Origin of the sequence: Desulfobotulus mexicanus, from assembly GCF_006175995.1 — a bacterium.
GTDB lineage: Bacteria > Desulfobacterota > Desulfobacteria > Desulfobacterales > ASO4-4 > Desulfobotulus > Desulfobotulus mexicanus.
This window is the reverse complement of the sequence record NZ_VDMB01000003.1, coordinates 140,803-166,427: the sequence shown is the minus strand read 5'-3', so window position 1 is coordinate 166,427 and position 25,625 is coordinate 140,803. Positions and strand designations below refer to the sequence as shown.

At 48.8% G+C, this 25,625-nt stretch carries 21 protein-coding genes and 1 tRNA gene; 16 read left to right on the top strand and 6 right to left on the bottom strand.

The genetic code is table 11. The features are described from left to right. Positions 1-86: 86 nt before the first annotated feature. Genes FIM25_RS04090 through FIM25_RS04080 form a run of 3 tightly spaced genes read right to left on the bottom strand, consistent with a single transcriptional unit; the run spans position 87 to position 3,005 of the window. Positions 87-944, bottom strand: coding sequence for a glycine betaine ABC transporter substrate-binding protein (locus tag FIM25_RS04090; RefSeq protein ID WP_139446581.1), 858 nt, complete (start codon positions 942-944; stop codon positions 87-89). Between the two features lie 20 nt (positions 945-964). Next, positions 965-1,792, bottom strand: coding sequence for an ABC transporter permease (locus FIM25_RS04085; protein ID WP_218961259.1), 828 nt, complete (start codon positions 1,790-1,792; stop codon positions 965-967). Beyond that, the gene (locus tag FIM25_RS04080) at positions 1,785-3,005 is read right to left on the bottom strand and encodes a quaternary amine ABC transporter ATP-binding protein (protein WP_139446577.1); all 1,221 of its coding nucleotides are present in this window, start codon (positions 3,003-3,005) and stop codon (positions 1,785-1,787) included. Before FIM25_RS04080 ends, FIM25_RS04085 begins: the two co-directional genes overlap by 8 nt. Positions 3,006-3,719: 714 nt before the next feature. Here FIM25_RS04080 and FIM25_RS04075 point away from each other — a divergent pair. The 7 genes from FIM25_RS04075 (at position 3,720) to FIM25_RS04045 (ending at position 11,348) form a co-directional block, all read left to right on the top strand. Continuing rightward, on the top strand, positions 3,720-4,790 hold the full coding sequence (locus tag FIM25_RS04075) for an AI-2E family transporter (RefSeq protein WP_218961256.1): 1,071 nt from the start codon (positions 3,720-3,722) through the stop codon (positions 4,788-4,790). A 145-nt stretch (positions 4,791-4,935) separates the two neighbouring features. Further along, positions 4,936-5,622: a hypothetical protein gene (locus FIM25_RS04070; RefSeq protein ID WP_139446575.1), complete on the top strand. Its 687-nt coding sequence runs from the start codon at positions 4,936-4,938 to the stop codon at positions 5,620-5,622. 165 nt (positions 5,623-5,787) lie between these two features. Beyond that, on the top strand, positions 5,788-6,135 hold the full coding sequence (locus FIM25_RS16995; protein WP_179953143.1) for a hypothetical protein: 348 nt from the start codon (positions 5,788-5,790) through the stop codon (positions 6,133-6,135). 175 nt (positions 6,136-6,310) lie between these two features. Further along, positions 6,311-7,186, top strand: coding sequence for a flagellar basal body-associated FliL family protein (locus FIM25_RS04060; RefSeq protein WP_139446571.1), 876 nt, complete (start codon positions 6,311-6,313; stop codon positions 7,184-7,186). A gap of 371 nt (positions 7,187-7,557) precedes the next feature. Beyond that, entirely contained in the window at positions 7,558-8,862 is a 1,305-nt protein-coding gene (locus tag FIM25_RS04055; RefSeq protein ID WP_139446569.1) for an NCS2 family permease, read from the top strand. Between the two features lie 52 nt (positions 8,863-8,914). Next, entirely contained in the window at positions 8,915-9,469 is a 555-nt protein-coding gene (locus FIM25_RS04050) for a phosphoribosyltransferase (RefSeq protein WP_139446568.1), read from the top strand. A gap of 94 nt (positions 9,470-9,563) precedes the next feature. Further along, entirely contained in the window at positions 9,564-11,348 is a 1,785-nt protein-coding gene (locus FIM25_RS04045; RefSeq protein WP_139446566.1) for a PAS domain-containing sensor histidine kinase, read from the top strand. Between the two features lie 247 nt (positions 11,349-11,595). Here FIM25_RS04045 and FIM25_RS04040 read toward each other — a convergent pair whose 3' ends face one another. The 3 genes from FIM25_RS04040 to FIM25_RS04030 form a co-directional block, all read right to left on the bottom strand. Further along, positions 11,596-11,883 carry an integration host factor subunit alpha gene (locus FIM25_RS04040; RefSeq protein ID WP_139446564.1) on the bottom strand — a complete coding sequence of 96 codons (288 nt, stop codon included), beginning with the start codon at positions 11,881-11,883 and terminating at the stop codon, positions 11,596-11,598. Between the two features lie 49 nt (positions 11,884-11,932). Then, positions 11,933-12,253 (bottom strand): hypothetical protein, encoded by a 321-nt coding sequence (locus FIM25_RS04035; protein WP_139446562.1) that lies wholly within the window; start codon positions 12,251-12,253, stop codon positions 11,933-11,935. A 348-nt stretch (positions 12,254-12,601) separates the two neighbouring features. After that, positions 12,602-12,677: transfer RNA gene (locus FIM25_RS04030), tRNA-Thr, on the bottom strand. 29 nt (positions 12,678-12,706) lie between these two features. Between FIM25_RS04030 and mfd the strand changes: the two genes are divergently transcribed. From mfd to glyS, 9 genes are all read left to right on the top strand, one after another. Further along, on the top strand, positions 12,707-16,201 hold the full coding sequence (gene mfd / locus FIM25_RS04025; protein ID WP_139446560.1) for a transcription-repair coupling factor: 3,495 nt from the start codon (positions 12,707-12,709) through the stop codon (positions 16,199-16,201). Between the two features lie 61 nt (positions 16,202-16,262). Continuing rightward, positions 16,263-17,063: a SurA N-terminal domain-containing protein gene (locus tag FIM25_RS04020; protein ID WP_139446558.1), complete on the top strand. Its 801-nt coding sequence runs from the start codon at positions 16,263-16,265 to the stop codon at positions 17,061-17,063. 2 nt (positions 17,064-17,065) lie between these two features. Next, positions 17,066-18,040, top strand: a complete 975-nt coding sequence (locus FIM25_RS04015) for a peptidylprolyl isomerase (protein ID WP_139446556.1) — start codon at positions 17,066-17,068, stop codon at positions 18,038-18,040. Positions 18,041-18,062: 22 nt separating this feature from the next. Next, entirely contained in the window at positions 18,063-18,779 is a 717-nt protein-coding gene (locus FIM25_RS04010) for a helix-turn-helix domain-containing protein (protein WP_139446554.1), read from the top strand. 129 nt (positions 18,780-18,908) lie between these two features. Next, positions 18,909-20,261, top strand: coding sequence for a magnesium transporter (gene mgtE / locus FIM25_RS04005; RefSeq protein WP_139446552.1), 1,353 nt, complete (start codon positions 18,909-18,911; stop codon positions 20,259-20,261). 20 nt (positions 20,262-20,281) lie between these two features. Beyond that, entirely contained in the window at positions 20,282-21,094 is an 813-nt protein-coding gene (recO, locus tag FIM25_RS04000; protein ID WP_179953142.1) for a DNA repair protein RecO, read from the top strand. Between the two features lie 48 nt (positions 21,095-21,142). After that, complete coding sequence (locus tag FIM25_RS03995) at positions 21,143-22,195, top strand: GHMP family kinase ATP-binding protein (protein ID WP_139446547.1); 1,053 nt, start codon at positions 21,143-21,145, stop codon at positions 22,193-22,195. Between the two features lie 403 nt (positions 22,196-22,598). After that, a complete protein-coding gene (gene glyQ, locus FIM25_RS03990) occupies positions 22,599-23,468 on the top strand; it encodes a glycine--tRNA ligase subunit alpha (RefSeq protein ID WP_139446545.1) in 870 nt (289 codons plus the stop codon). Between the two features lie 60 nt (positions 23,469-23,528). Then, the gene (glyS, locus tag FIM25_RS03985) at positions 23,529-25,601 is read left to right on the top strand and encodes a glycine--tRNA ligase subunit beta (RefSeq protein ID WP_179953141.1); all 2,073 of its coding nucleotides are present in this window, start codon (positions 23,529-23,531) and stop codon (positions 25,599-25,601) included. Positions 25,602-25,625: the final 24 nt, after the last annotated feature.

Here is a 25,625-nt window from a genome sequence, read left to right as displayed (position 1 = left end):
CACCAGCTTCAAATATTTGTCAACTATAAAAGGCCATCCTTAAAAAAAAAGAATGGCCCCTTACAGAAAACAAAAAGCAGCGGGTTTTACTTCAGCCAGCTATTTACCTGTTCTTCATTTTCTTTAATAAAACGCTTGGCATTTTCATATCGGTCAGCACCCCGTTCCTGATCCCAGGCCATGACCATCTGCAGTTGTCCGGCATCTTTCCACTCGAAATTTTTCAGAAAATTGTAAACTTCAGGCTTGTCTTTTTTCAGGTCTTTACGAACCAGGGCGTGGATGAATTCCTCTCCACCAAGAACGCCTTTGGGATCTTCAAGATACTTGAGGTCCCAGGCACCAAACATCCAGTGGGGAGACCAGGCCGTTACAACTACCCATTCATTGCGGCGGATGGCCGTATCAAGAGCTGCCGTCATGGTGGCACCACTGCCTTCCATGAGCTGCATTTTATCGAGATTGTAATCTTTCATGGCCTGCTCGGAAAGGCGCATGAGTCCGGCACCGGGATCAATGCCCACAATACGGTTTTTAAATCTGGCCGCATGATAATTTATTTCTTCAATGGAGTTGATATTTACATAGGATGGTACTGCCCATCCCAGTCTGGCACCGCCTACGATGGGTCCAAGGTCTTCCACCCGGTTTTTGACCCTCTCATAGTAATCCGCATGGGTCACGGGAAGCCATGCTGTAACCATACCATCCACATTGCCAGTTGCCATGGCCTGAAACATGGCTGCGGCTGCCACGGGAAGAATTTCCACTTCATAGCCCATTTTTTCCTGAAGAACAGCCTGGACAAGGTGGGTGCTGGCAGCGGAGCAGTCCCATTCCACATAGGCAAGCCTTACTTTTTTCTGGGCAAGGGCTGTGCCGGATCCCAGAATCATCAGGGTCATTAAAGCTGTAAATAGAGACAGGAAAACGGATCTTTTCATCTTAAAAACTCCTTTGTATGTTATTGTTTTTTGGAACCGAGGTGCTGAAGCACCCGGTCCAGAATAATGGCCACAATTACAATGGCGATACCGGCTTCAAAGCCGCTGCCCATCTGCAGGCGCTGGATGGCCCTCCAGACTTCACCCCCAAGCCCCCTTGCACCGATCATGGCTGCAATGACCACCATGGAAAGGGCCAGCATTACAGTCTGGTTTACTCCGGCCATTATGGTGGGAGTTGCCATGGGAAGCTGGAGTTTAAATAGTTTTTGCCATTTCGTGGAACCGAAGGCATCGGCACACTCCACAAGATCTTCCGGTACCTGCTGAATGCCAAGGCAGGTAAGTCTGATGGCCGGTGGCATGGAAAAGATGACCGTTGCAAAGATGGCTGCAACCTTGCCAAGGCCGAAAAAGGGTATGGCTGGGATAAGATAAACAAAGGCGGGCATGGTCTGCATGACATCAAGTACCGGTTGCACCACCCTGTTTACCCTGTGACTTAAGGCCGCAACAATCCCTATGGGTATGCCGATGATAAGGGCCGTGAGGGTGGCGATGAGAACCAGAGTAATGGTGCTTACGGTGGCCTCCCACAACTGCATGTTCCAGATGAGCAGCAGGCCTGCAAGGGCAAAGATGGAGAGTCCCTTTTTTCGGGTCAGCCAGAAGACCAGTGCTGATACAGCTATTATAAATAGCAGGGGGTGCAGGAGCATCAGTGTATTTTCCATAAAGGAAATGACACTTTCCATGATGCGGGTAAAGGCCATGGTCAGAAAGGAAAAATTTGTTACAAGGAAATTAATGAATGTTTCAATTACTTCTCCAAGGGGTATTCTAGGCATTGTCATTGCTCCTTCCCCTTTCGGACAGGGCAGCCAGCAGGGAGCCGCGAATAATAATCCCCCTCATTTTTCCGTTTTCCAGTACAGGGAGAGGGTAGGGAATGTCTGCCAGTATGGGGATCAGGTCGGCTGCGGGTGTGTCCGGTGTGACATGAATGAAATCTGTCTGCATGATGGAAAAAAGATCCTTTTCGCCCCGTTGCATGGCTTCCGATGCAGCATCCGCAGAAACCAGCCCGATTACCTGCTTTTTTTTGTCATGGACAAAAATCTGGGAAAAGCCTTCCTTCTGCATGAAACGGAGGGCGGATTTGGGGCCGTGGACCTCCGGAGATGCCATGGCTTTGGGTTTAATCATAACGGACTCTGCGGTGAGAACCTTGCTGATATCCACATTTTCCACAAATCGGGCCACATAATCCGTGGCAGGATTGGTGAGAATTTCTTCGGCAGTGCCACTTTGAACAATGGCACCGTCTTTCATCAGGATGATCCTGTCCCCAAGCTTTAAGGCTTCATCCAGATCATGGCTGATGAATACAATGGTTTTCTGCAACTGCTGCTGTAAGCCTATGAGTTCATCCTGCATGTCTGAACGGATCAGGGGATCAAGAGCGCTGAAGGCTTCATCCATTAAAAGAATGTCCGGGTCCATGGCCAGTGCCCTTGCCAGTCCCACACGCTGCTGCATGCCGCCGGAGAGGTTGTTGGGATAATAATTTTCCCAGCCCTTCAGTCCCACCTGCTCCAGAGCTGTGAAGGCTTTTTCTCGCCTTTCTTCCGGGGGCATTCCCTGAACCTCCAGGCCGTATTCAGCATTCTGACAGACCGTTCTGTGGGGAAAGAGGGCAAAATTCTGAAAAACCATGCCGAGCTTGGTGAGTCTTACCCTGCGTAGTTCTTCGGGAGAAAGGGTGGTTATATCTTCATCATCAATGAAAATTTTTCCTGATGTAGGGTCGATGAGACGGTTGAGGCACCGGACAAGGGTGGACTTGCCACTGCCGGAAAGCCCCATGATCACAATGATTTCACCTTCCATCACCGTAAAGCTGGCATTGGAAACCCCAATGCCGCATTTTGTTTTTTTTAAGATGTTTTCTTTGCTTTCCCCCTTTTCCAGCAGTTGTTGAGCTTCGGGAATGCGTGATTTCGGGCCAAAAATCTTGGTGAGATTTTCTACCCGTATTTTGATCTTATTTTCTGATTCCATCGGGTCATCCTGTCGTCTTGGAAAATACGGCACCTTAGGGAAGTATTTCCCATTTATATCCACAATACATTCTAAGCAAAACATTTTATATGCACACATTGGAGCGCATGTCAATTTTTTGGCGTTTATATTTTTCAGATTTTTTTCTTATCTTTTTGATTATTAGATGTTTTTTTGCTTTGAAGGTTTTGGATAAGATATTTGAAATGAAAAGATAAAGAATGTTTCTGCTGTTTCTGTATTGCATGCAATGGAGTTGCCCCTCTGTCATCTGCCGGAGGACCTTAAAAACAGTTTTTTTAAAGTAAGGGGTGCCCCTTGACCTGCCTGCTACAGTTCCCCGGCAAGACAAAAAATGGCTGCTTGCATAGAATCCATAAAATCTGATACTCGATATGGAATTATTGTTTGGATTACCAGGCAGCTCAGTCATTAATTTCTTGTCACCATCTGTCCATGACAAGCTTCCTGGTAGTTGAAGAACTAAGGGAGTATTTTCATTGCTTCGGACATATGGCACCTGTAAGGGCTGCCACTAAATACAGGGCCGTAAAAGGATTTAGTAGGGGCAGATTTTGCGCCTGCCCGCATCAAACGCATCAAATATCCGCTCGCACAATGGTCTGACAACAACCGGACCTGCACACTGTGGCTGAGTCTGGCAAGTAATCTAAAACAGTTTATGGTCTGATTTAATATTACAGGAGAAAGAGTGTGTTTAAAGAAATTTATAACAAGTGGATGCACCGATATTTTTCCGATGAAGAAGCTATTATTTTTACCTTGCTGCTCTTGGTCTTTTTTCTGGTGATTATTTTTTTCAGTCGTATGCTTGCCCCTTTTCTTGTGTCCGTTGTCATGACCTTTCTGCTGCAAAGCGTTGTGAATACTTTGCAGCGTTTCCGCATGCCCCGTTTGCCTGCTGTAATAATTGCATTCAGCCTGTTTTTGGGGTTTTTGCTGGCTGTGCTTTTCTGGTTGCTGCCTCTGATCTGGCAGCAGATACTGAGTCTGGCCCGGGAGTTGCCCGGAATGGTCAGGGCTGCTCAGGTCTGGTTTGTGGAAATGCAGTCAGCCTATCCTCAGTTTTTATCCCAGCAGCATATAGACCAGATATTTACAGAGGCCAGCGGGGAACTTCGCAAGCTGGGCCAATGGCTGGTGGGTCTTTCCCTTTCAAGTATTCCGAGCCTTGTGGCCTGGCTGATCTACCTGATTCTTGTTCCCATACTGGTTTTTTTCATGCTGAAGGATCAGGAAAAACTGGTTGCTTATGTTTCTTCCCTTATGCCTGAAAAACGTACTCTTCTCAGCAGGGTATGGAACGAGATGGATGATCAGATTACTAACTATATCAGGGGTAAGGCCATAGAAATTTTGATTGTGGCCGGTGTTACATGGGCCTGTTTTGTCTGGCTGGGACTGGGCTATGCGGAACTGCTGGCCCTGCTTGTGGGTTTTTCCGTCCTTGTTCCTTATATAGGTGCTGCTGTTGTGACCATTCCAGTGGCACTGATTGCGCTTTTTCAATTTGGTACCAGTTCGGATTTTCTGTGGGTCATGGCCGTTTATGGACTGATCCAGCTCCTCGATGGTAATGTGCTGGTTCCCCTTTTGTTTTCTGAGGCTGTGAATCTTCATCCCGTATCCATTATTCTGGCGGTGCTGGTTTTTGGTGGTCTCTGGGGTTTCTGGGGAGTCTTTTTTGCCATTCCCCTGGCAACTTTATTGAAGGCTATTTTTCATGCCTGGCCTAAGCTGCATACAGAAGATGCTGCTGATTAAAAAGGATTTTTGTTGCAGTTATGGGCTTATGCTGAATAGCTGTGATGTCTGGTATTTAATGGCTCATTTGCTTTGCCGTATGCAGGGAGCCAGCCAGATAGCGCAAAGCTGACTTTGTTTTAAATATTATATGGAGTGAAAAACGATGAATGAAAGGGGAACAGGACCCCGGTGGCTGGAATTGCTTTCCGGTTTTTTTCGTATAAGCACTAGGCAAGGGAAAAAGACTCCAGAAGAGTTTAACAGGCAGAGTATCGAAGAGCTTGCGGATCTTCAGGAAAAAGGGGACGGGCGGCTTGTGGAAAAAATGTTTGATGCAGGGCCGGGAATGTCTTCATGGGCCATGAAACTGCAGCAGCGTTTCCTTGAAGTTCTCGATGAAAAGGAAACCTATATTGCAGACAAAGGAGCGTTGCCCTATCCCGAGGCCTGGATACGATTGGCTTTTAAGTTTCAGGCCATGAGATGCACTTCTGCAGGACAGGAAGAGTTTATGTCTGCCATAAGGAACGGGCTGGATCACCTTGCCTGTTTTCAGAATGTAAGCCCTGCGGACAGGGAATCTCTTATGACTGTAGAACGTTACAGGGAGGAGGTCAGGAAGGCCGGGGTGTCACCGGGGGAAGAGGATGCTGTATTTCTGTCCGATGGGAGTTCCCTGAAGAATGTGCTGAAGGGTTATTCAAAAGCCCTGCCGGTTTTTAATCGTTATCATGATGCCATAGAAGAAAGAAAAAAAATCTCTTCCATGGAGCTGAATGATTTTATGATACAGGTAAAAAATTATCTTGGCAGTTCAGCGGGTATTAGACGGCAGGGGCAGCCGGAATAAATATATGCTCCCAAAGCCTGTTTGTTTTGTATTTGAAAAATTGAAATGAACCTGACAGCAGTTTTTATCGTGATATCTCAGTAATGGCTGACGTCTTATCAATGGGAGTCCAGAGTATAGCCTGTTATATATACTGAATGTTTGCATGATGAAGAGGGGGCAGGTATGGACCGTTGTAATTTCTGTGGCCGGTATTCAGCTGCATCAAGCTGTGCTGAGAGCCGTATCCGTATTAATGGCTTTCTCTACCTCCCGCTTCCCTACAGACCAAGGGAAAAGACTGTTTTTGAGCAGAATGGTCTGCCATCCCGCTGCCCCTGCTGCGGTGTTATGCAAGGTGGTTTTCATCATGTTGGATGTTTTCTTGAAATATGTCCCTGTTGTCAGGGATACTGGCTTTCCTGCCGCTGTTTCGGCATTAAAGTCAGGTTTGATGATGATAGTGTTTCAGAATGCCGTATCATTCCTTTTCCTGCTGCCTTTATGGCGCCGGATGCTTCCGGAGAGGTATAATTATGGAGTGGATAGTTCTTTTTATTTTGTTTTTTCTTGCGCTTTTCGGGATGCTGAGGCTGATTGACCGGGGAAAAAAAGGGGGAGCAAATTTTATCTGCACACAATGCGGAGATAATGACTGTATCTGCCATGAAGAGAATAATACTCAGGACAAGCAGGACAGGGAGGGACCATGAGGTTTTTTTTCTGGGGGGCTTTGATCTTCTTTTTGTCAGGCCTTGTATCCTGTGGTGGTGAAAGGGAGGAAGATCCGAGGATGCTTCTCATAGGAAGCTGGCGTATTTCTCACATGAATATTCACACCATTCTCACCTTAAGGAACAATGGTTCATGGCAGTCCGAGGACAGGATGGAAGGTCAGCATACCAAAATAATAGAAAAAAGAGGGAAGAGTACAGGCCGCTGGAAAATGGAATCCAAAGACCGTCTGGTTTTTTCCGTTGAAACAGCAGAGGACGCAGGCATGTGGCCGGCCGGTTCCCTGCAGACCTTTGATATTGAAGTCCTTCAGCCGGGAAAACTTATTCTAAGACATCCGGAAACCGGAAGAACATCGGAGTGGGCGAAGGTGAGGGCGCAGCGTCCTGAGCAGGGTGAAATTTTGGTTCATCAGGTGGTAAGGATGGAGCCTCTTATCGTGAATGTAGCCCGCGCAAGAGTGCTGGAGAGGCAGCGTTTTTTATGTATGGAAATGGAGTTTGTTCTGTCGCTTGAGCATCCTGTGTCAAACCCGGAAGAGATACCTCCACCCCCTCCTTTGCATCCGGAGGTTCGGGAGACTGTCCTTTTTTACCTTTCCAGTCTGGAGTACAGGGATATGAATTCCTTTGACCGGGTAAAGGAATTCCGTTTGAATATGCGGGAGATTTTGTCCCCGTATTTTGATAACCGTCTGGAAGAAATAGAAGTCAGAAATATTATAGTGGCTTCCAGTGAAGAAAGTCTTGAGGAGTTTATTCTCGGGTATCCGGAGCTGCGCCACGAGTTCGGTGTTATGCCGCCCCAGAGGCCCGTGCCACAGGAAGCAGAAGTTTCAGCATCAGACTGAAACCGTTTTGCAGGCTATGGTATGACAGGGGTAGCAGCCCATCGGATATTCCTGGGAGATGACGGCATCTGTTTCGTCACTCCTTTTTTTGTTGTAATATTAAGATTATTGTATTTTATACATATATTTGACAATTTTTAGAGAGATTGTTGTGAAAGTATCTGGATTGACCTTAAAAAATTTGCATGCTAAAGGGTACAATTTTTTACCTTACCTGATTTATTAAGTTCGCGGGCTTTCTTGGCTACAAATTTATTAATACTTAAGGATTCAGTATGCAGCTTCTTCATTAAGATAAAAAAGGCTTTTTACCAAATGAATGCTTGTTTGCTGAATATCTGTAATTTTAACCCAATAAAGAGACTTGTAAAATGATCGCACAAATCAATGGTTTTTTTAAACTGGCGGAAAACCGGACCTCTTTCCGTCAGGAAATTATGGCAGGCCTTACAACATTTCTTACCATGGCCTATATTATCTTTGTAAATCCGAACATTCTGGGTGATGCAGGAATGGATAAGGGAGCGCTGATTACCGCCACCATTCTGGCTGCAGCCTTTGCAACCATCCTCGTGGGCCTTTGGGCTAACGTACCCTTTGCCATGGCACCCGGCATGGGACTGAATGCTTTTTTTGCCTATACCCTTGTGCTGGGGCAGGGAATGGCCTGGCAGACGGCTTTGGGCGTTGTTTTTATTTCCGGTATCTTTTTTCTTGTTCTCACCCTTCTGGGGGTACGTAAATGGATTATTGCAGCCATTCCAATGGAGCTGCGTCTGGGAACTGCGGCTGGTATCGGTCTTTTCATTACTTTTATTGGTTTCAAGAATCTGGGACTCATTGTGTCCCATCCGGCCACTCTGGTGGGGCTTGGAACACTTACAACTCCAGTTGTTCTTGGTCTTGTGGGTCTTGCCCTCATTGCAGTTTTTGAGGTGATGAAAATTCGAGGCTCCATTCTGGTTGGGATTGTTGTAACCACAATTCTTGGCATGGTATTCGGTCTTGTGGGAGTTCCGGACAGCTTTTTTTCCACTCCCCCCTCCATTGCTCCCATATTTATGGAGCTGGATATCCTTTCAGCATTGAAATGGGGTTTTGCAGGGGCTATTTTTTCATTCATGTTTGTGGATCTTTTTGATTCCGTAGGAACTGTTGTGGCCTGTTCCTATGAAGCTGATATGGTGGATAAAGATGGCAATATCCGCTCCATTGACAGGGTTCTGGAAGCTGACGCCGTGGCAACCGTAGCCGGTGCCCTCATGGGTACCAGTACCACCACCACCTACATTGAGTCCGGCTCCGGTATTGCTCAGGGTGGGCGTACCGGGCTTACCGCCTTAAGTACAGGTCTCTTTTTCCTTGCTGCCCTTTTGTTCACACCTTTCATTGCAGTGGTGCCTGCCTTTGCAACGGCTCCGGCACTGATTGTTGTGGGTGTATTTATGTTCAAAAATGTTCATAAAATTGATTTCCAGAATTTTGAAGTGGCTTTGCCGGCATTCCTCACCATTATTCTTATGCCCCTGACCTTCAGCATCAGCATGGGCCTTTGTGTGGGTTTTATTGCCTTTATTCTTGTCTCCTCATTTTCCGGTAATATCAGTAAGGTTCATCCGGTTATGTGGATCATCGGATTTTTCTCCCTTATTGAACTTCTGCTCAAGGCGCTGTAAGTATTTGAAGCTTTTGTATTTTTTTAAATTATTTCCGTAAAACAGGAGACGCATGGAAACAGTCCATGAGAAGCAGTATATATCCGCAGGTCAGATGGAGCAGGATTGTTGGGCCTTTGCCAAAGATCTTTTTCGAAAGGGGCTGGATTTTGATCTTTTTGTCGGTGTGACCCGAGGTGGGGCCCAGGTCTCCATTTATATGCAGGAAGTTTTTATGGTGCTGACGGGAAAGGCCAAGGACTATGCGACTATCCAGGCGCGTTCATATAAGGGTTTTTTTGAGGCCGAAGAAGAGGTCTCGGTGGAAAATGTCGATGCTGTGATCCGCCATGTAAAACCTGGAATCCGTATCCTTGTGGTGGATGATATCTTTGACCGGGGCAGAACTTTCCTTGCGGTACGTGATGCCATTGTTGCAGCACTTCCATACCCGGATGTCCATCTTTCCCTTGCCTCCCTTTATTACAAGCCTGAAAATACCGAGGTATGTATCCGCCCGGATTATTTCTACCGGATTTTCGGACCAAGGGACTGGATTGTTCTTCCCCATGAACTGGAAGGCCTGAACCGTGAAGAAATGGCGCAAAAGGGCTTTGTCTGGCCCTGATGTATTTGATCATGAAAAATTTATGTCACCAGGATTTTATCCTGCTGTTGATGGAATGAGTTATCTGGCATGATGCCGGTTGAAGGTGCAGGTAATGTGGTTTTATTTAAAAGGTGGCCTTGCAGGGGCTGCAAGGTCAGCTTCCTGCATAGGCCTCAGATGGAAAAATTATTTTAGTGGTGGGACAGGCAGAGGGTTTGAGGATGATCAGGCAGCTCTGGTAAGGGACCGGACCAGCCTGATCCTTGTGCTTGCAGCGCTGCTTTTTCCTTTCTTTACAGTTACGGACTGGGCCTATTATCCCGATAAAATATGGCGCCTTATCCCTTTGCGCTTTGGGACAGGCCTGGCATGCCTGATGCTTTTCTGGGTCAACCGGCGCATAGATCTGGGCTTTCAAAGTGCAAGGCTAGCCTTTGCCGGATTTCATGTCTGCGCCTTTGCAATGATCATCATTGTTGTTGTTACAGATGGTTACCGGACTTCCTATTATGCCGGTTTTCTCATGGTCATTGTGGCTTTTTCTTCCATCATGGCCCTGCCCTCGCGCATGATGCTTCCCCACCTTTTTATACCTTATCTTTTTTATACTCTTGTGATTCTTTGGAAAAGCGGGGCGGAACAGATTTCGCTTTTTTTTCTAAGTCATATTCTGGTTCTGGTGACCCTTGGGATCTGTCTCATGGCTGCTGAGACCAATCATCGTCTGCGTATTAAGGAATATAAGACCAGAAAAGCCCTTGAAGAAACCAAGATGAAATTACAGAAACAGGCCAGAGAACTGGCCGAAAGGGTGGCTGAATCCCGCATGCGTTACCGGCACCTTGTGGAGCGCATGAATGATTGCCTGGGAGTTTCCGGTCCCGATGGAGAAATTGTTTATGTAAATGACCGCATGTGTGAGCTTCTGGCTTTTTCAAGGGAAGAAATGCTGGGCCGTCATTTTTCTGATTTCATTGATGGGACTGCAAAAATAAGGGTTAAAAATGAGTTTGAAAAAAGAAAAACAGGACAACGCAGTGCCTATGAGGCCTGCCTGGTGGATAAGAGCGGAAACAGCATACCTGTGATTATTTCTGCAGAAGCCCTTCTGGATGAAAAGGGGGCTTTTCAGGGTAGTTTTGCGGTTATTACGGATATTTCTCAACAAAAACGTGCGGAGCGCCGTATTGCACAGCTTACCCATGAACTGCTGCGGGCCCTTGAGAATGAAAGACACAGGATAGCCAGAGATCTGCATGATCATGTGGCTCAGGATCTTTCATCCTTACGCATAGCCTTTGAAGACATGGCCATGCAGCTTGAATCCGGATCACCCATACGCCGTCAGACTTCCCACCTTTCGCGACGTCTGCAGGATGCCATTCGGGATTTAAGGGAAATTGCCTATGCCCTTCGTCCGCCGGATCTCGATACCCTGGGACTTCCACGGACCATTTACCGATATTGTCAGGAGTTTTCCGAGTACACGGGTATTCCGGTGAATTTTGTTACAGCAGGTATGGAAGGTTCGGCCAGGGATTTTGACAGGGAAATCAACCTTTACCGTCTTGTGCAGGAAGCTTTGGCAAATATACGTAAGCATGCAGGGGCCACTAATGTGGATATCCGGCTGATTGCCTCCCATCCGGAGATTATTCTGCGTATTCGTGATAATGGTGTGGGCTTTGATTCGGAAATACGGGAAAGTTCCGTATCTTCGGAAAGGGGAATGGGACTTAAGGGGATGGCAGAGCGTGTGGCCCTTCTGGGAGGACGCTTTGAGATCCGTTCCCGCCCCGGTGAAGGCTGTTGTATTTCGGTATGGATCCCCATGGAAGTAGCTGGAGAGAGGCCGGATCTTGTTTTGGATTATTTTCCTGATGAGCTTACGGGATGAATCGGAGCGTTATTTTTTTCTGGATTGCTGAAGCCTTATTTTTTGCTTCAACTTTTTGATCTGACCCATGGCCCGTGTATCTTTTGTCTGTTACATGTTGAAAGAACAGGTGTTTATAAAAGGTCCTGTGGTAAAGGGACCCATTGGTGACAGGGGCATGGTGTTTGGTTGTCGGGAGAGGTTCATCCAGCAGAAGAGGATATTTTTTCTGTCCTCTGCTGCTGGATGATAAAAGCAGGGCCGTTTTTCAGGATTCCGGACCGTTGATGGAATCCCTGAGCTTGCCGGAACATTTAAAGGTTACAACCCTTCGGGGCCGGAGAATAAGATCACTGCCCGTGGCAGGATTGCGTCCCCTGCGGGCATTCTTTTCTTTGACGCAGAATTTTCCGAAACCGGAAATCAGTACGTCATTGCCTTCTGCCAGCTGGTCTTTCATAATCATCAGCAGGGTCTCAACAATATCCACGGATTTTTTTTTGTTGAAGCCTGTACTGCTGATTCTTTCCACGATGTCATTTTTGGTCAGCGCCATTGCTACTCCTGAAGTCTTTTTTTCGTGTTTTTACCCACAGGTTTTACATTCAGAGGGGGTAGTTCTGTTCGTGATAGATACGGTCAAAGTAGTAACCGTAATATTCTTCGTCAGGTTCCTTTTTTTCTTCCGGTCCTTTGCTCCGGGCGGACAGCCACAGCGTTTTTGCATAAATATAAAGCTCACGGGTCAGCAGGCTGGGATCACTGACCACTTCCCGGTTGCTGCTTACAAAGTTGCCTGCACCTTCAACGGCAGCCCTTAAGCATCGGATACATTCCGTATCATCGCAGCCCTGTTCCAGGGCGGTGTGATAAAGTGTGTCAATGATCTTTTTAGCTACACCTTCAATACCGTCAATGCAGTTCATCAGACTTCCCTCACATATGAAACGGGCTTCAGGCAGAAATCCTCTGCATAAAAAAGTTTACATATATGGCAGTTAGATGCAAGTCAAGGCAACATATTTTTCTTAAGGGGAAGAGGAGTACCGGATCAGGTCATGTCCCGGGTATTTTTTCAGTTGTCCTCTCCGGGGATTCGTTTATGATGAGCCCGTTTTTACTTTAAGGGGATTTTAGGGACTCTTAATTATGAATAAATATTGTCCGTAGCAGGGAATCCTGGAAAGTGTGTGGCACCCTGATCCTTTAAAAACAGGTTAAGGAACCATAAAAAAGGGATTTTCCGGCAAGCGAAAAATCCCGTTCCATTCAGATGGAGCCGACGAGCAGAGTCGAACTGCTGACTTGCTGATTACGAATCAGCTACTCTACCAACTGAGTTACGCCGGCAACAAACAGAAAAAATTAATACAGGTACCATGGCGCAAAATCAAGAGAAAAAAAAACTTAGCATACTGAAAAGCCTGCTGTCTTCCGGAAAATCTTCCATAGCTTGTGGCAATATTCCTGATGCAGCCCGCTCCTTTGTGGTTTCCGTTCTTGCAGCAGCGGAAAAAAGACCGATAATTATGGTTGTTCCCGGTCAGAAAGAGGGGGAAGAGCTTCTGGAAAGGCTGCATTTTTTCCGGGATGGAGAAGGGCCTGATGCTGATATTTTCCCAGCTTATCATGTACTGCCCTATCAGGCCATGGCCTGCCATGGTGAAACTGCAGCACGAAGACTTCGGTTTCTTTACAGCTGTATCTTAGGAGAGCATGCCCCTGTTCTGATTGTGTCAGCGGATACCCTTGCCCAGCGGGTGATACCTCCTGAAACTCTGGTGGCCTTCAGCCGGGTGATATCCTCCGGTGAAAGTTTAGACAGGGATTTGCTGGTGTCAAAGATGATTGCGTCAGGGTATCAGCGAACTACCCTTGTGGAAGAACCCGGAGATTTTGCTTTACGGGGGGGGATTCTGGATTTTTACTCTCCCGGACATGATGATCCTGTGCGCATTGAATTTTTCGGGGATCAGGTGGAATCCATCCGTTTTTTTTCTGCGGTGACCCAGCGTAAACTTAAAGATACCGATGCGGTTGTGGTGTTGCCCGCAAAAGAAATGGTACTTGAGCCTTCCACGGTGGAAGCCATGCTTGGGCGGGTTCGTCAGGAATCCGCAGAAGCAGGTTTTGGTGTCGGCAAGGTCCGTGAGATTGTGGAACGCATACGGGATGAAGGGATTCATCCCGCCATAGAGGGGCAGCTTTCCCTTGTTTATGAAGAGCCTGCTTTTCTGCTGGATTATCTTTCTCCTGAGACCCTTTTTATTATGGATCAGCCGGAGGCATGTTCCATTCTTGTGGAGCGTCAGACCCAGAGGGTGGAGATGGCCCGTAAAGAAGCCCTTGCCGCCCAGCGCCTTGCCGTTTCGGTATCTGATCTTTACGTGGACTGGGAGTACATCAGCAGGCGCATGGCCTCGGCAAGGTGTGTGCTTTTTCGGGATACTCTTCCTTTGCAGGGGGAAGGTCTTGATTTCCATGTTCAGGAGAATTTGTCCATCCGGGGTGAGCTTGCTGGTCTTCGTGGAGGAATGCAGCCCTTGCTGCCCCTTGTGCACTGGTTGCAGACCCGTGTGAGGGAAGGCTGCAGAACCTGCATAGTCTGTGCAACATCTTCCCAGGTAAGCCGGGTGAAGGATCTTCTGGCTGCCTATGAGGTGTCCGTAAGTACCGTCCTTTCATTCAAAGAAATTTATGGTGCGAAGCGTCCGGGCATCTGGCTTTGTGAGGGGCGTATCCGTGCAGGTTTTGTCTGGGAGGAAGAAGGGCTGGCCCTCATCAGTGAGGATGAGATTTTCGGGGCTAAGCGCCGCAGAAGAAAGGCCCGCAAGGGCGGGGTGAAGGATCGTTTTCTCAACCTTGGGGAGCTGCGTGAAGGGGATATAGTGGTCCATGCGGATCATGGGCTGGGCCGTTTTGAGGGGCTTGAGAAACTGCGGCTGAATGGTGTTCTAAGTGATTTTATTCTGCTTACCTACAAAGATGGTGATCGCCTGTATCTTCCCGTGGACCGCATGGGTATTCTCCACAAATATGTGGGTGTGGACGGCCTTGATCCTGTGCTGGACAAAATGGGTGGCAAAGGCTGGGACAAGGCCCGTGAAAAGGCCAAGGCCTCTGTGGAGAAAATGGCTGGAGAGCTTTTAGCCCTTTATGCGGCCCGGAAAGTTCATACCCGCAAGGCCTTTTCCTCTCCGGACAACCGGTTTCAGGATTTTGAGGCGGCCTTTCCCTATGAGGAAACACCGGATCAGCTTAAGGTCATAGGCGATGTGCTGGAGGACATGGCCAGTTCTTCACCCATGGATAGGCTGGTCTGCGGAGATGTGGGATACGGAAAAACGGAAGTGGCACTGCGGGCGGCCTTTCAGGCCGTAATGGACGGGCGACAGGTGGCGGTGCTGGTTCCCACCACTATTTTGGCGGAACAGCATTACAGAAGCTTTACCCAGCGATTTGAGAACTATGCCGTCCGCCTTGCGGCCCTGGACCGCTTCCGCAGCCCGAAGGAGCAGCGAAGGATCATTGCGGAGATGGGTGACGGTCGTCTGGATATTGTCATAGGTACCCACAGGCTTTTGCAGAAGGATGTGCAGTTTAAGGATCTTGGTCTGGTGGTCATTGATGAGGAGCAGCGATTCGGGGTCCGTCATAAGGAGATCTTGAAAAAAATGCGGGAAACCGTGGATGTGCTGGCTTTGACCGCCACACCTATTCCCCGTACCCTGCACATGTCTTTGATGGGTATGCGGGATATCAGTGTGATTGCCACACCACCGGAAGAGCGTCAGGCCATTATTTCCTATATATCCGAGTATGATGAAAGTATTATCCGGGAGTCCGTGAACCGGGAGATGGAAAGGGGAGGGCAGGTCTTTTTTGTTCACAATAATATTAACAGTATTGAAGGACAGGCGGCCCGCCTGCGGGAGCTTCTGCCCGATGTACGCATAGGTGTGGCCCATGGAAGGATGAAGGAAGAGGATCTTGAGAACCAGATGCTGTCCTTTATCCGGAAGGAAACGGATCTTCTCGTCTGCACCACCATCATTGAATCAGGGTTGGATATTCCTTCGGCTAACACCATGATTGTCAACCGGGCAGACCGTTTCGGGCTTTCCCAGCTCTATCAGCTTAGGGGGCGTATTGGCAGGGGAGAGGTGCAGGCCTATGCCTATCTCTTTGTGCCCGAGGAAAGCCGTCTTTCAAAGGATGCCATGCGCAGACTGAAAGTTCTCATGGAGCACTCCGATCTTGGCTCCGGTTTCCAGATAGCCATGAGCGACCTTCAGATCCGTGGAGGGGGCGCTGCCCTTGGCGCCAGTCAGTCAGGGCACATCGCAGCCGTTGGCTATGATATGTTCCTTCAGCTTATGGAAAATGCCGTTTCAGAACTTAAGGGAGAGCCGGTTCTGGATCCCCTGGAGCCGGAAATCAACCTTTCCATGAATGCCTATATTCCAGAATCCTATGTTCCTGACATTGATCAGCGCATTGCCATTTACCGCAAGCTTTCCCGCATGGTATCCATAGGGGAGATCAAGGTTTTCCGGGAGGAGCTGACGGACCGTTACGGCGCTCTTCCGGTGGAGGCAGGGAATATACTTTTAAAAATTATGCTGAAGGTACTTTGTGTGAAGGCAGGTGTCCGCCGCTTAGACCTGACGGACCGTCATCTGGTACTGGTTTTTTCAGAGGTTCACCAGAAAAGACCCCTTGCCATTGCTGAAGTGATGGATGTTTTTCCCCAGTCCATGGTTTTTCTTTCCGACGGCAGTCTGAAGGTGGAACTGCTTAAGGATCGCAGGCAGCCTCCTATGGTGCAGGCCAGAAACATCTTGAAAGAAATTCTGGCCCGTGTTAACGGCTGAAGGGTTGCATACAGTATTTTTTTCCAGATGGGAAAAATCTTTGATCCCGCCAGAGAGGACCATGAAGCCCTTTTCCGGAAACACTTTCTTTTTGTATTTTTTTATTGCTCTGATAAGTCTGGCGCCTATGTTTATTGGCTGCAGCTTTATACAGCCAGAAGATGAAAGCTGGGTTCTGGAGCTTGGTGAAAAAAGAATCAGCCTTGGTGAATATAAAGATGCCTATGAGATGGCCAAGGCTGGCTATGAACATAATCTGCTTCAGGAGCAGATCATTCGAAGATCCCTGCATTATCGTGTGCTGAAAGATCTTGCAGAAAGCCTTGTTCTGGAAGTGGCCGCCATGGAAGCGGGTATAGAGGTTTCAGAAGCATATCTTGAGGAATCTGCAGAAGAAATCCGTTCCATGTATCCGGAGGGTATTTTTGAAAGTATGCTTTCGGAAAATGTGATATCTGAAAGGGCATGGATGCAGGGGCTTCGTCGCAGGCTTCTGACGGAAAAGCTTGTAAAAAGTATTATGGAGCGTGAAATTATTATCACTTCGGAAGCCCTGAAGGGTGCTCTGCTGGCGTATTGCAGATCCGTTGGTAAAAAACCAGAGGAAGTTGAGCTGACCCAAGAGCTTACAGAAGAGCTGATCACCCGTTTCCGCAGGCAGGAATCGGAAAAAGTCTATGGGAAATGGTTGCAGGAGAAGAAAGAAGGCATGTCCGTAAAGGTTCATACGGAGCTTCTTTACAGGGTTTTTCCGGAAGCCCGGCCCCTGTTGGCCAAACTGGGTGAGGAAGGGGGGGATGTTTTGCACTTGCCCCCGGATCCGGCCCCTGACGTGGATCTGCATGAGGAAGCAGGCTTGTAATTATGATAAAGCGTTCTGCTAAAACCGTTATTTTTTTGTTTTTATGCTGCTTTACCACTTCTGTTTTTGCACAAAAAATTGTGGACAGAATTCTGGTTCTTGTGGATGACCGGATCATTACCCAGGTGGCCTTTGAAGAGGCCTTTTTCCCTGTACGGGAAAGAATAGAGTCTGCAGGCTACGGTCCTGAAGAAACCCGTGCGCTTATTGAACGCTATCGTTCAGAGATGCTGAACCAGATGATTGATCAGACCATTACGGATATTGCCGTGGAAGAGGCGGGTATTCAGATCTCGGAGCAGGAAGTGGATCAGGCCGTTGAGCAGTTCCGCCTTTCCAATGATCTTTCCGTAGAGGCCTTTGAAAAGGCCCTTGCCGCCGAAGGTATGACCCTTGATCAGTACCGGACTCAGGTCCGGGATCAGATGCTTCGTTCCCGCCTTGTAAACTATCAGGTGCGTTCGAGAATTGTTATTACCCGAGAGCAGATAGAGGCATACTACAAGAAAAATGCCCGGGATTTCGGAGCAGTAAAGCGTTATCGTCTTGCTCACATTCTTCTGCCCTTTCCTTCTTCCATGACAATAGATCAGGAAAAAGAGCTTCAGACAAGGGCGGAAGCCATGGTCCAGCGTCTGCTTTCCGGAAAGAATTTTGCTGAACTGGCCGCAGAAGAAAGCAGCTCCCGCATTGCCGGTTCCGACGGAGAGCTTGGATGGTTTGATGCAGAATCCCTGTCTCCTGTGATCCGTGAAGCCATTGTTGTTCTGGAAGAAAATGAGATTTCAAGGCCTGTGCGAACACCTCAGGGAATCCAGATTTTCAGGTTGCTGGAAAAGGGTATGCAGAATCCAAGGCCCCTGGATGAAGTGGCCGATGGGATTGCAGACAAGCTCTATGACGAGGAGGTGAATAAGAGATTTCAGACCTGGGTCACAGAGTTGCGGGAAAAAGTCCATGTCCGGATACTGGACTGACCTTTGAAGGGATAAATAAAACATGGGAGAAAAATCCCTGGCAAGGGAAGAGAGTTTCGGCACCTATCTTCAGAATGGGCGGATTATGTCAGGGCTGTTTCTGCATGATTTGGAAGCTGTGCTCTGTGTTGGAAAAGAAGTGCTGAAACTTCTGGAAGAAGAGGATCACAGGGGTCTTCCGGAACCTGTTTTTGTCAGGGGATTTGTTCGTCATTATGCCATGGAAGTGGGGCTGGATCCGGATTATGCTGCTTTTTTATATAAGGAATCCCGGAAAAAATGGGATGCCGAGGCCGAAGAGGCAAGGAGAAGGATTTTAAGAAGGCAGCGTATACGTAGCTGGCTGCGTGGTGGTCTTTTTTTTGTTTTTCTGGTTTTTATGATGAGTTGGGCTGGTATATGGTTTGCGGAGTTTGTTTCCGGAGAAGAGGAGGAGAGGGATGCGGTTCTGATGTCCGTTGTTGCCTCAACTCCTGACTTTGATGCCTCTGAAATAGCTGAGATAAGCGGTTATCGTCTGGAAATTCTGGGCATGGAATCCACATCGTTGAAGATTATTATTGATGATCAGGAATCCCGTTCTTTTTCTGTGGAACCAGGAGATATACTTGAATTTGATGCGGAAAAAGCGTATAATATTTTGATTGGAAGCGCCACAGGGGTAAGGCTGCGCCTGAACGGAAAGGCAATGCCCCTTTCCGGCGCAGTCGGGCAGGCGGTGAATCTGCACCTTCCTTAGGAAAGCCTGCCCTGTAAGCTGATTTTTTTCGACCCGCCGATATCCCGGCTGTATCCTACCCCAAGGGCAGTTGCGGCATCGAACGGGTCGTTTTGCGTTCTGGCGAGAGGCCGGGAGACCGGGAGGATTATGTTTCATGACCGTCATACCATTCTTGTGGAGAGTATCAAGCGGCTTTTGCGGCGTAATGCCCTTCCCCATCTGAAAAAGATTGTCCGGAAAACCCATGCGGCCGATCTGGCGGATGCTTTTCGTCATATCGGCCTTGCCGATCAGAAACGACTTTTTGGCCTGATGAACGATGTGGAGCAGCAGGGACTTCTGCTCTCGGAGCTGGAAGAAAGCATTTTTCTGGAGTTTATCCGTGAAATGCCCGTGGATGAAATTGTCCGCATTCTTGATGAAATGCCCAATGACGATGTTGCCGACCTCATCGGTCTGATGCCGCCGGAAACCGCCACGGCTGTCCTTGAAAAAATGGAAAAGGAAGGCTCCGAAGAGGTGGAAGGCCTTCTGCGTTACAGTGATGATACGGCCGGTGGTATCATGACTCCTGATTTTGTAGCTCTCTCCCAGGATTCCACGGCAAAGGAAGCCATTGAATCTCTGCAGAAAGAGCACAGGGATGTGGAGATGCCCTTTTATCTCTATGTGGTGGATGACTTAAAGCGCCTTGTGGGTGTCATATCCCTGCGCCAGCTGGTGGTGGTTAAGCCGGATACCCGCCTTAAGGATATCATGAATCCGGAGCTGGTTTCCGTTCAGACTTCCATGGATCAGGAGGAAGTGGCAAAAATTGTTGCCCGCTATGACATTCTGGCTGTTCCCGTTGTGGATGAAACGGGGGTGCTGGAAGGGATAGTCACCGTGGATGACGTCATTGACATTTTCCGCATGGAAGCTACGGAAGATATTCTGAAAATGGCCGGTGTGGGGGATATGTTTGTGGAAACCCAGACCATTATGGGTGGAATCCGCATTCGCTTGCCCTGGCTTTTTGCCTCCTGTCTTGGGGGGATTCTGGCTTTTTATGTAATTTCAGGCTTCGAGGAAACCCTTATAAAATATGCCTATCTTGCGGCATTTATGCCCGTTATTGCAGGGATGGGCGGCAACGTGGGAACCCAGTCTTCTACTATTGTGGTCAGGGGACTTGCCACGGGCAGGCTTTCTCTGGGTGATTTCTGGCGGGTTATAGGTAAGGAGCTTCTGGTGGGGCTGTTTCTGGGTATTGTTTATGGTACCCTCATAGGCCTTGTGGCAGAACTTCAGTACAGTATTTTCATGTTGAACATTGTTGTGGCCCTTGCCATGGTTTCCTCCATGACCATAGCAGCATTTATGGGTGCCCTTGTACCCCTGGGTCTGGCCCGAATGAAAATAGATCCTGCCGTGGCAACGGGGCCCTTTGTGACCACCAGTACCGACGTTATTACGGCTTTTCTTTATTTTACCATTGCCACAAAACTGCTGGATATGTGATTTCAATGGAGTGTATTTCTATGAAGTCTGAAGAGTCGGCCATTGTGATGCGTCGTGTGGAGTATGGTGATTTTGATGTGATTCTCACGCTGTTTTCCCGTTCAAAGGGAAAGTTTTCTGCCATAGCCAAGAATGCCCGTAAAAGCAGACGGCGTTTTTCCGGCAGGCTGGAGCTTTTTTCTGTTTTACATCCTGATTGTAGCCAGCCGAAATCTGGCGGAATGCCCGTACTTCAGGAAGTTCAACTTATGGAGCCCTTTGAAAATCTGCGTACGGATTTTATCCGTATGGGATATGCGGCCTACTGGTGTGAAATTCTATGTCTTTGGCTGGAAGAGGGTGCAGCCCAGCCGGAAGTTTATGATCTTCTGGAAAGCATGCTCCGGGAGCTGCATCTTGGGAAGGGAAAGCCTGAAGTCTTAAGTCTTTTGTATCAGCTTCGTTTTCTTACGCTTTCAGGGCTGGCTCCGGGTCTTGATGTCTGTGGAGGGTGTGAGGCCCCTATGTTTGATGTAAGGGCCGGTCGCATCCGTTTTGATTATGGCAGGAGTCGTATTCTCTGCGGGACTTGCTCTCCCCTTGCAAGGATTTTTTCCATGGCTCCGGGAACGGTTAAAACCCTTTGCTGGCTTCAGGAAAGAAAAGATCAGGGAGCGGGAAGGATGCAGTTTTCAAGGGAAGCCGCCCTGGAGGGACTTTTTTTTCTGGAATCTTTTATCTCTTTTCATATGGGAAGGGATTTCCGCTCCCTGAAATATCTGCAAAGTGTACGGAGAACTGCTGGAATTTCACCGGAAATAATTTCTTTTCCTGTATGCCGCCTTAAGGCCTGAGCAGCTCAAGGTAAAGATCCTGATGAAACAGTAAGGAAGTAATAAATCATGGTGGTGGAATTGGAAAACTGTATACCAGAAAATGAAATTTCGGCTTCCGCACCCTGTCGTGTTGACTTTGGGGGCACTCTGGATCTGCCCCTGTTTTATTATGGTCTGGGGCCGGATCTGGCCTGCACAATGAATATTGCCCTCAATCTAAGGACCACTGTAAAGATAAAGCCCTATAAAAAAGGGAGGGTCCGTGTTGCTTCAAGGGGATTCGCTTTTGCGGAATTTCCCTGTGGCAGGGCACCATACAGGCATCCGTTGGGCCTGGTTTTTGCTATCCTTGATGCCTTCGGTGTCAGGGATCTCAGTGTGGAAATCCATTCCGCATCTCCGCCCAGAAGTGCCCTTGGCGGTTCTTCCGTCATGGCTGTGGCACTGGTTGCCCTGCTCATGAAGATGAAAGGGGAAAATCCTGAGGCGAATGTAAAAGATGTGGTGCTGATGGCAAAAAACATTGAATCTGCCGTGGCTGGTGTTCCCTGTGGTATGCAGGATCAGCTGGCTGCAGCCTTTGGTGGTATGAACCTCTGGCACTGGGATGGAAGCAATCTGATGCAGCCCTGGAAGCAGTCTGTCCTGATGACCGGTAAGGAATATGAGAACCTCTCTTCCTGTATGCTGGTGGCCTATGGAGGGGAACCCCACGATTCTCTGGATGTGAACGGACGTTGGGTGCAGGGATTTGCCGAAGGGAAAACCCGCGCGGAATGGAAGGATATTGCCCTTTTGACCCGCCGCTTTGCTGAAGCACTGGCAAAAATGGATCTGAAGACTGCCATTTTTTGCATGGAAGAAGAGCTTGCCATCCGTTTGCGTCTCACGCCGGAGGTGCTGGATCCTGCGGGTATGCGCCTTGCCTCGGCAGCGGGCAACCTTGGCTGCGGTGTACGTTTTGCCGGAGCCGGAGGAGGAGGATGTGTCTGGGCGCTGGGGCCTGAGGATAAAATAGGCGTTTTAAGAAGCCACTGGCGGCGTCTGATGGAAACCATGCCCGGCGCCATGATTCTGGATGCCGCCCCTGAAAAGGATGGTGTGTTGTTTGATGTCTGAGGACGGGAACTGAGTGTAGGTTCAGTACTATTATCGTTCGCTAATGCTCATATCTGTCAGGCAGTTGCACAGGCACCCAGGCCATTTGTTCGTGACGCAATCTTATTCTTAGAGCTTCTTGCCCTGTGCGGAAGCGGCAAAAACTCGCCGCCACAGGCAGGATGAGCTTTTTGATTGCCATAGCAGACTAAAGTACGCTGCCTTTGTGGCGGCTCAGACAGTTTGCCGCTTCTTTCGCACAGGCCTTCAAAGCTCTGATCCGAAACGATTGCAATGTCACTCACAAACAGCCATGGTGCCTTGTATAGGAATCCGGCTGTTGTAATTATAAAACAAAATGTTTTGGACAATTCTTCTTTTAAGGATATTTTAAAAACCCTTTAAGCTGATAAGGATGATGGATATGCGGTTTCAGGATCTTATTTTCACCCTGCAGAAATTCTGGGCAGACAGGGGATGTGTTCAGGCCCAGCCCCTTGACCTTGAGGTCGGTGCGGGAACCTTTCATCCCACAACCCTGCTCAAAGCCCTTGGACCGGAACCCTGGAGCGTTGCCTATGCCCAGCCCTGCCGCAGACCCACGGACGGCCGGTACGGGGAAAACCCCAACCGCATGCAGCACTATTACCAGTTTCAGGTGATCATGAAACCATCTCCATCTGATGTGCAGGATATGTATCTGGAGAGCCTTAAAGCCATTGGCGTGGACCCCCTGGCCCATGACATCCGCTTTGTGGAAGATGACTGGGAGTCGCCCACCCTCGGTGCTTCGGGGCTGGGCTGGGAAGTCTGGCTGGATGGGATGGAAATTACCCAGTTTACCTACTTTCAGATGACAGGCTCCATAGAGGTTAAGCCCGTGAGCGTGGAGCTGACCTATGGCCTTGAACGCATTGCCATGTATCTGCAGGGTGTGGATAGTGTGTATGATCTCATGTGGAATGATAAAATCACCTACGGGGATATCTTTCACCAGCAGGAAGTGGAACAGAGCCGCTATAACTTTGAAGAAGCCAATGTTCCCCTGCTTTTTGATCTTTTTGCAAAGTATGAGTCCGAAGCAAAGAGGCTCATAGAAAAGGATCTGGTTCTGCCCGCCTATGAGTTCGGTCTGAAGTGTTCCCACACCTTCAACCTTCTGGATGCAAGGGGAGCCATCAGTGTGACCGAAAGAACCGGGTATATTGCAAGAATCCGGAACATCGCCAGGGCCTGTTCCGAAGCCTATCTGGTTCAGCGGGAAGCCATGGGCTTTCCCCTTCTGAAAAAATAAGCCTGATATCCAAGCCATGTACATTCGGGGGTAATGCCCCGTAGCCATAAGGACACCATCATGACAAGTCTTCTTTTTGAAATTGGAACCGAAGAAATACCGGCAGGATACATTGACCCTGCCATTGCGGCCCTTGCCGCATTTCTGAAAAAAGAGCTGACCGCAGCCCGCGTTGACTTTGGAGAGATCACAAGTTTTGCAACCCCGAGGCGGCTTTGTGTGCACATTGCGGATGTGGCCACCATGCAGCGGCCGGAAACCACGGAGCTTATGGGACCGCCGGAAAAGGCCGCCTTCGATGCGGAAGGCAAGCCGGGCATCCCCGCTGTGAAATTTGCGGAAAAAGCCGGAATCTCCTTAGAAGAGATTGAAATCCGGGAGACACCCAAGGGCCGCTATCTCTTTGCAAAGGTGGAAGAAAAGGTGCTGCCTGTGGCTGAGCTTCTCTGTCATATGCTGCCTGCGGCGGTCCGTGCCCTGAACTTTCCCAAAACCATGCGCTGGGCAGACACGGAGCTTGCCTTTGCAAGGCCCATTCAGCGTTTTGTTGCCCTTTTCGGTGAGGCACTGATTCCCTTTGAAGTGGAGGGTATTGTTTCTGACCGCCTGAGCAGTGGTCATCGTTTTCATCATCCCCAGCCCGTGACCATTGATTTGCCGGAACATTATGAAGGGCTTTTGAAGGCTGCCGGTGTTATTGCCGATGTTCAGGAGAGAAAGGCAGCAGTGGCCCGTTCCGTGGAGGAAGTAGCCAAAAACTCCGGCGGAAGGGTGCTTGCGGATGAAGAGCTTTTAAAAATCGTCACCCACCTTGTGGAAGCGCCCTATCCTGTCATGGGAAGTTTTGATCCTGCTTTTCTGGAAGTGCCCAGAGAAGTGCTCATCACATCCATGAGGGAACATCAGAAATATTTTGCCGTTGAAGATGAAAGAGGTAATCTTCTGCCCCTTTTCATTGCCGTTAACAATACCTCCCCCAAAGATATGGATCTGGTACGTCAGGGCCACCAGCGTGTACTGAGGGCAAGGCTTTCCGATGCCAGATTCTTCTGGGAAACGGATAAGAAAGCCACCTTTGACCAGTGGAATGAAAAGCTTGATCAGGTGCTCTTTCAGGCAAAGCTTGGCACCATGGGAGAGAAGGTGGCAAGAATCCGGAGCCTTTGTGCCAGCATGGGCAAAGACTTGAGCCTTGACGGAGAGATGATGGCTGATCTGGATCGGGCCGCCAGCCTCTGTAAGGCGGATCTTGCTTCCCAGATGGTTTATGAATTCCCCGAGGTGCAGGGCATCATGGGCAGAGCCTATGCCCTTTTCCACGGAGAAAATGAGCGGGTGGCCCTTGCCATTGAGGATCATTACAGGCCCCTTGGCAGTGGAGGAAAGCTGCCGGAGGATCTCTGCGGCGTGGTCCTGTCCATGGCGGACAAGCTGGATACCCTGTGTGGCTGTTTTGCCGTGGGACTGAGGCCCACAGGAGCGGCTGATCCCTTTGCCCTGCGCCGGGCAACCCTTGGGATTCTGCAGATGCTTCTGGACAGAAATTTAGCTCTTTCCCTTCGGGAGATGGTTACCCTTGCCCTGAAAACCCTTGGGGATAAAAAGACTGAAGACGGGGAAGAAACGGTGCAGGCGGTCTGTGATTTCATGGTGACCCGCCTTGCCAATCTGCTGGCGGAAAAAGGATTTTCAAGGGAAGGTATTGCCGCTGTTCTGGCAGTAGAAAATAACCATATTTCTGATATTCTGCGCCGTGTGGAAGCCCTGGACCGCGTCAGGAATCAGCCGGATTTTCTCGCCCTTGCCAGTGCCTTTAAAAGGGCTTCCAATATTTTGAAAAAAGCCGGTGATGTGAAGCCGGTAGTGGATGCATCCCTGTTGACGGAACCTGCAGAAAAAGGGCTGCATGAAGCTCTGGAACTCTGCCTTCAGACCGTTGACGGTCACATGGATGCCAATGATCTGGACGCTGCCCTTGCGAGCATTGCCACCCTGCGTAAGCCTGTGGATGCTTTTTTTGACGGTGTGATGGTCATGGCAGAGGATGAAAGGATTAAGAATAACCGACTGGGGCTTCTGGCTTCCATTGCGGCTCTTTTTGGCAGAATTGCGGATTTTTCACGATTGGGTTAGCAATGGCTGACTATACATTAAGGA

What these genes read in the sequence shown, in the direction of transcription:
- FIM25_RS04090 (WP_139446581.1), bottom strand. Translation starts at nt 944, where the DNA reads ATGAAAAGATCCGTTTTCCTGTCTCTATTTACAGCTTTAATGACCCTG.
- FIM25_RS04085 (WP_218961259.1), bottom strand. Translation starts at nt 1,792, where the DNA reads ATGCCTAGAATACCCCTTGGAGAAGTAATTGAAACATTCATTAATTTC.
- FIM25_RS04080 (WP_139446577.1), bottom strand. Translation starts at nt 3,005, where the DNA reads ATGGAATCAGAAAATAAGATCAAAATACGGGTAGAAAATCTCACCAAG.
- FIM25_RS04070 (WP_139446575.1), top strand. Translation starts at nt 4,936, where the DNA reads ATGAATGAAAGGGGAACAGGACCCCGGTGGCTGGAATTGCTTTCCGGT.
- FIM25_RS16995 (WP_179953143.1), top strand. Translation starts at nt 5,788, where the DNA reads ATGGACCGTTGTAATTTCTGTGGCCGGTATTCAGCTGCATCAAGCTGT.
- FIM25_RS04060 (WP_139446571.1), top strand. Translation starts at nt 6,311, where the DNA reads ATGAGGTTTTTTTTCTGGGGGGCTTTGATCTTCTTTTTGTCAGGCCTT.
- FIM25_RS04055 (WP_139446569.1), top strand. Translation starts at nt 7,558, where the DNA reads ATGATCGCACAAATCAATGGTTTTTTTAAACTGGCGGAAAACCGGACC.
- FIM25_RS04050 (WP_139446568.1), top strand. Translation starts at nt 8,915, where the DNA reads ATGGAAACAGTCCATGAGAAGCAGTATATATCCGCAGGTCAGATGGAG.
- FIM25_RS04045 (WP_139446566.1), top strand. Translation starts at nt 9,564, where the DNA reads ATGTGGTTTTATTTAAAAGGTGGCCTTGCAGGGGCTGCAAGGTCAGCT.
- FIM25_RS04040 (WP_139446564.1), bottom strand. Translation starts at nt 11,883, where the DNA reads ATGGCGCTGACCAAAAATGACATCGTGGAAAGAATCAGCAGTACAGGC.
- FIM25_RS04035 (WP_139446562.1), bottom strand. Translation starts at nt 12,253, where the DNA reads ATGAACTGCATTGACGGTATTGAAGGTGTAGCTAAAAAGATCATTGAC.
- mfd (WP_139446560.1), top strand. Translation starts at nt 12,707, where the DNA reads ATGGCGCAAAATCAAGAGAAAAAAAAACTTAGCATACTGAAAAGCCTG.
- FIM25_RS04020 (WP_139446558.1), top strand. Translation starts at nt 16,263, where the DNA reads ATGAAGCCCTTTTCCGGAAACACTTTCTTTTTGTATTTTTTTATTGCT.
- FIM25_RS04015 (WP_139446556.1), top strand. Translation starts at nt 17,066, where the DNA reads ATGATAAAGCGTTCTGCTAAAACCGTTATTTTTTTGTTTTTATGCTGC.
- FIM25_RS04010 (WP_139446554.1), top strand. Translation starts at nt 18,063, where the DNA reads ATGGGAGAAAAATCCCTGGCAAGGGAAGAGAGTTTCGGCACCTATCTT.
- mgtE (WP_139446552.1), top strand. Translation starts at nt 18,909, where the DNA reads ATGTTTCATGACCGTCATACCATTCTTGTGGAGAGTATCAAGCGGCTT.
- recO (WP_179953142.1), top strand. Translation starts at nt 20,282, where the DNA reads ATGAAGTCTGAAGAGTCGGCCATTGTGATGCGTCGTGTGGAGTATGGT.
- FIM25_RS03995 (WP_139446547.1), top strand. Translation starts at nt 21,143, where the DNA reads ATGGTGGTGGAATTGGAAAACTGTATACCAGAAAATGAAATTTCGGCT.
- glyQ (WP_139446545.1), top strand. Translation starts at nt 22,599, where the DNA reads ATGCGGTTTCAGGATCTTATTTTCACCCTGCAGAAATTCTGGGCAGAC.
- glyS (WP_179953141.1), top strand. Translation starts at nt 23,529, where the DNA reads ATGACAAGTCTTCTTTTTGAAATTGGAACCGAAGAAATACCGGCAGGA.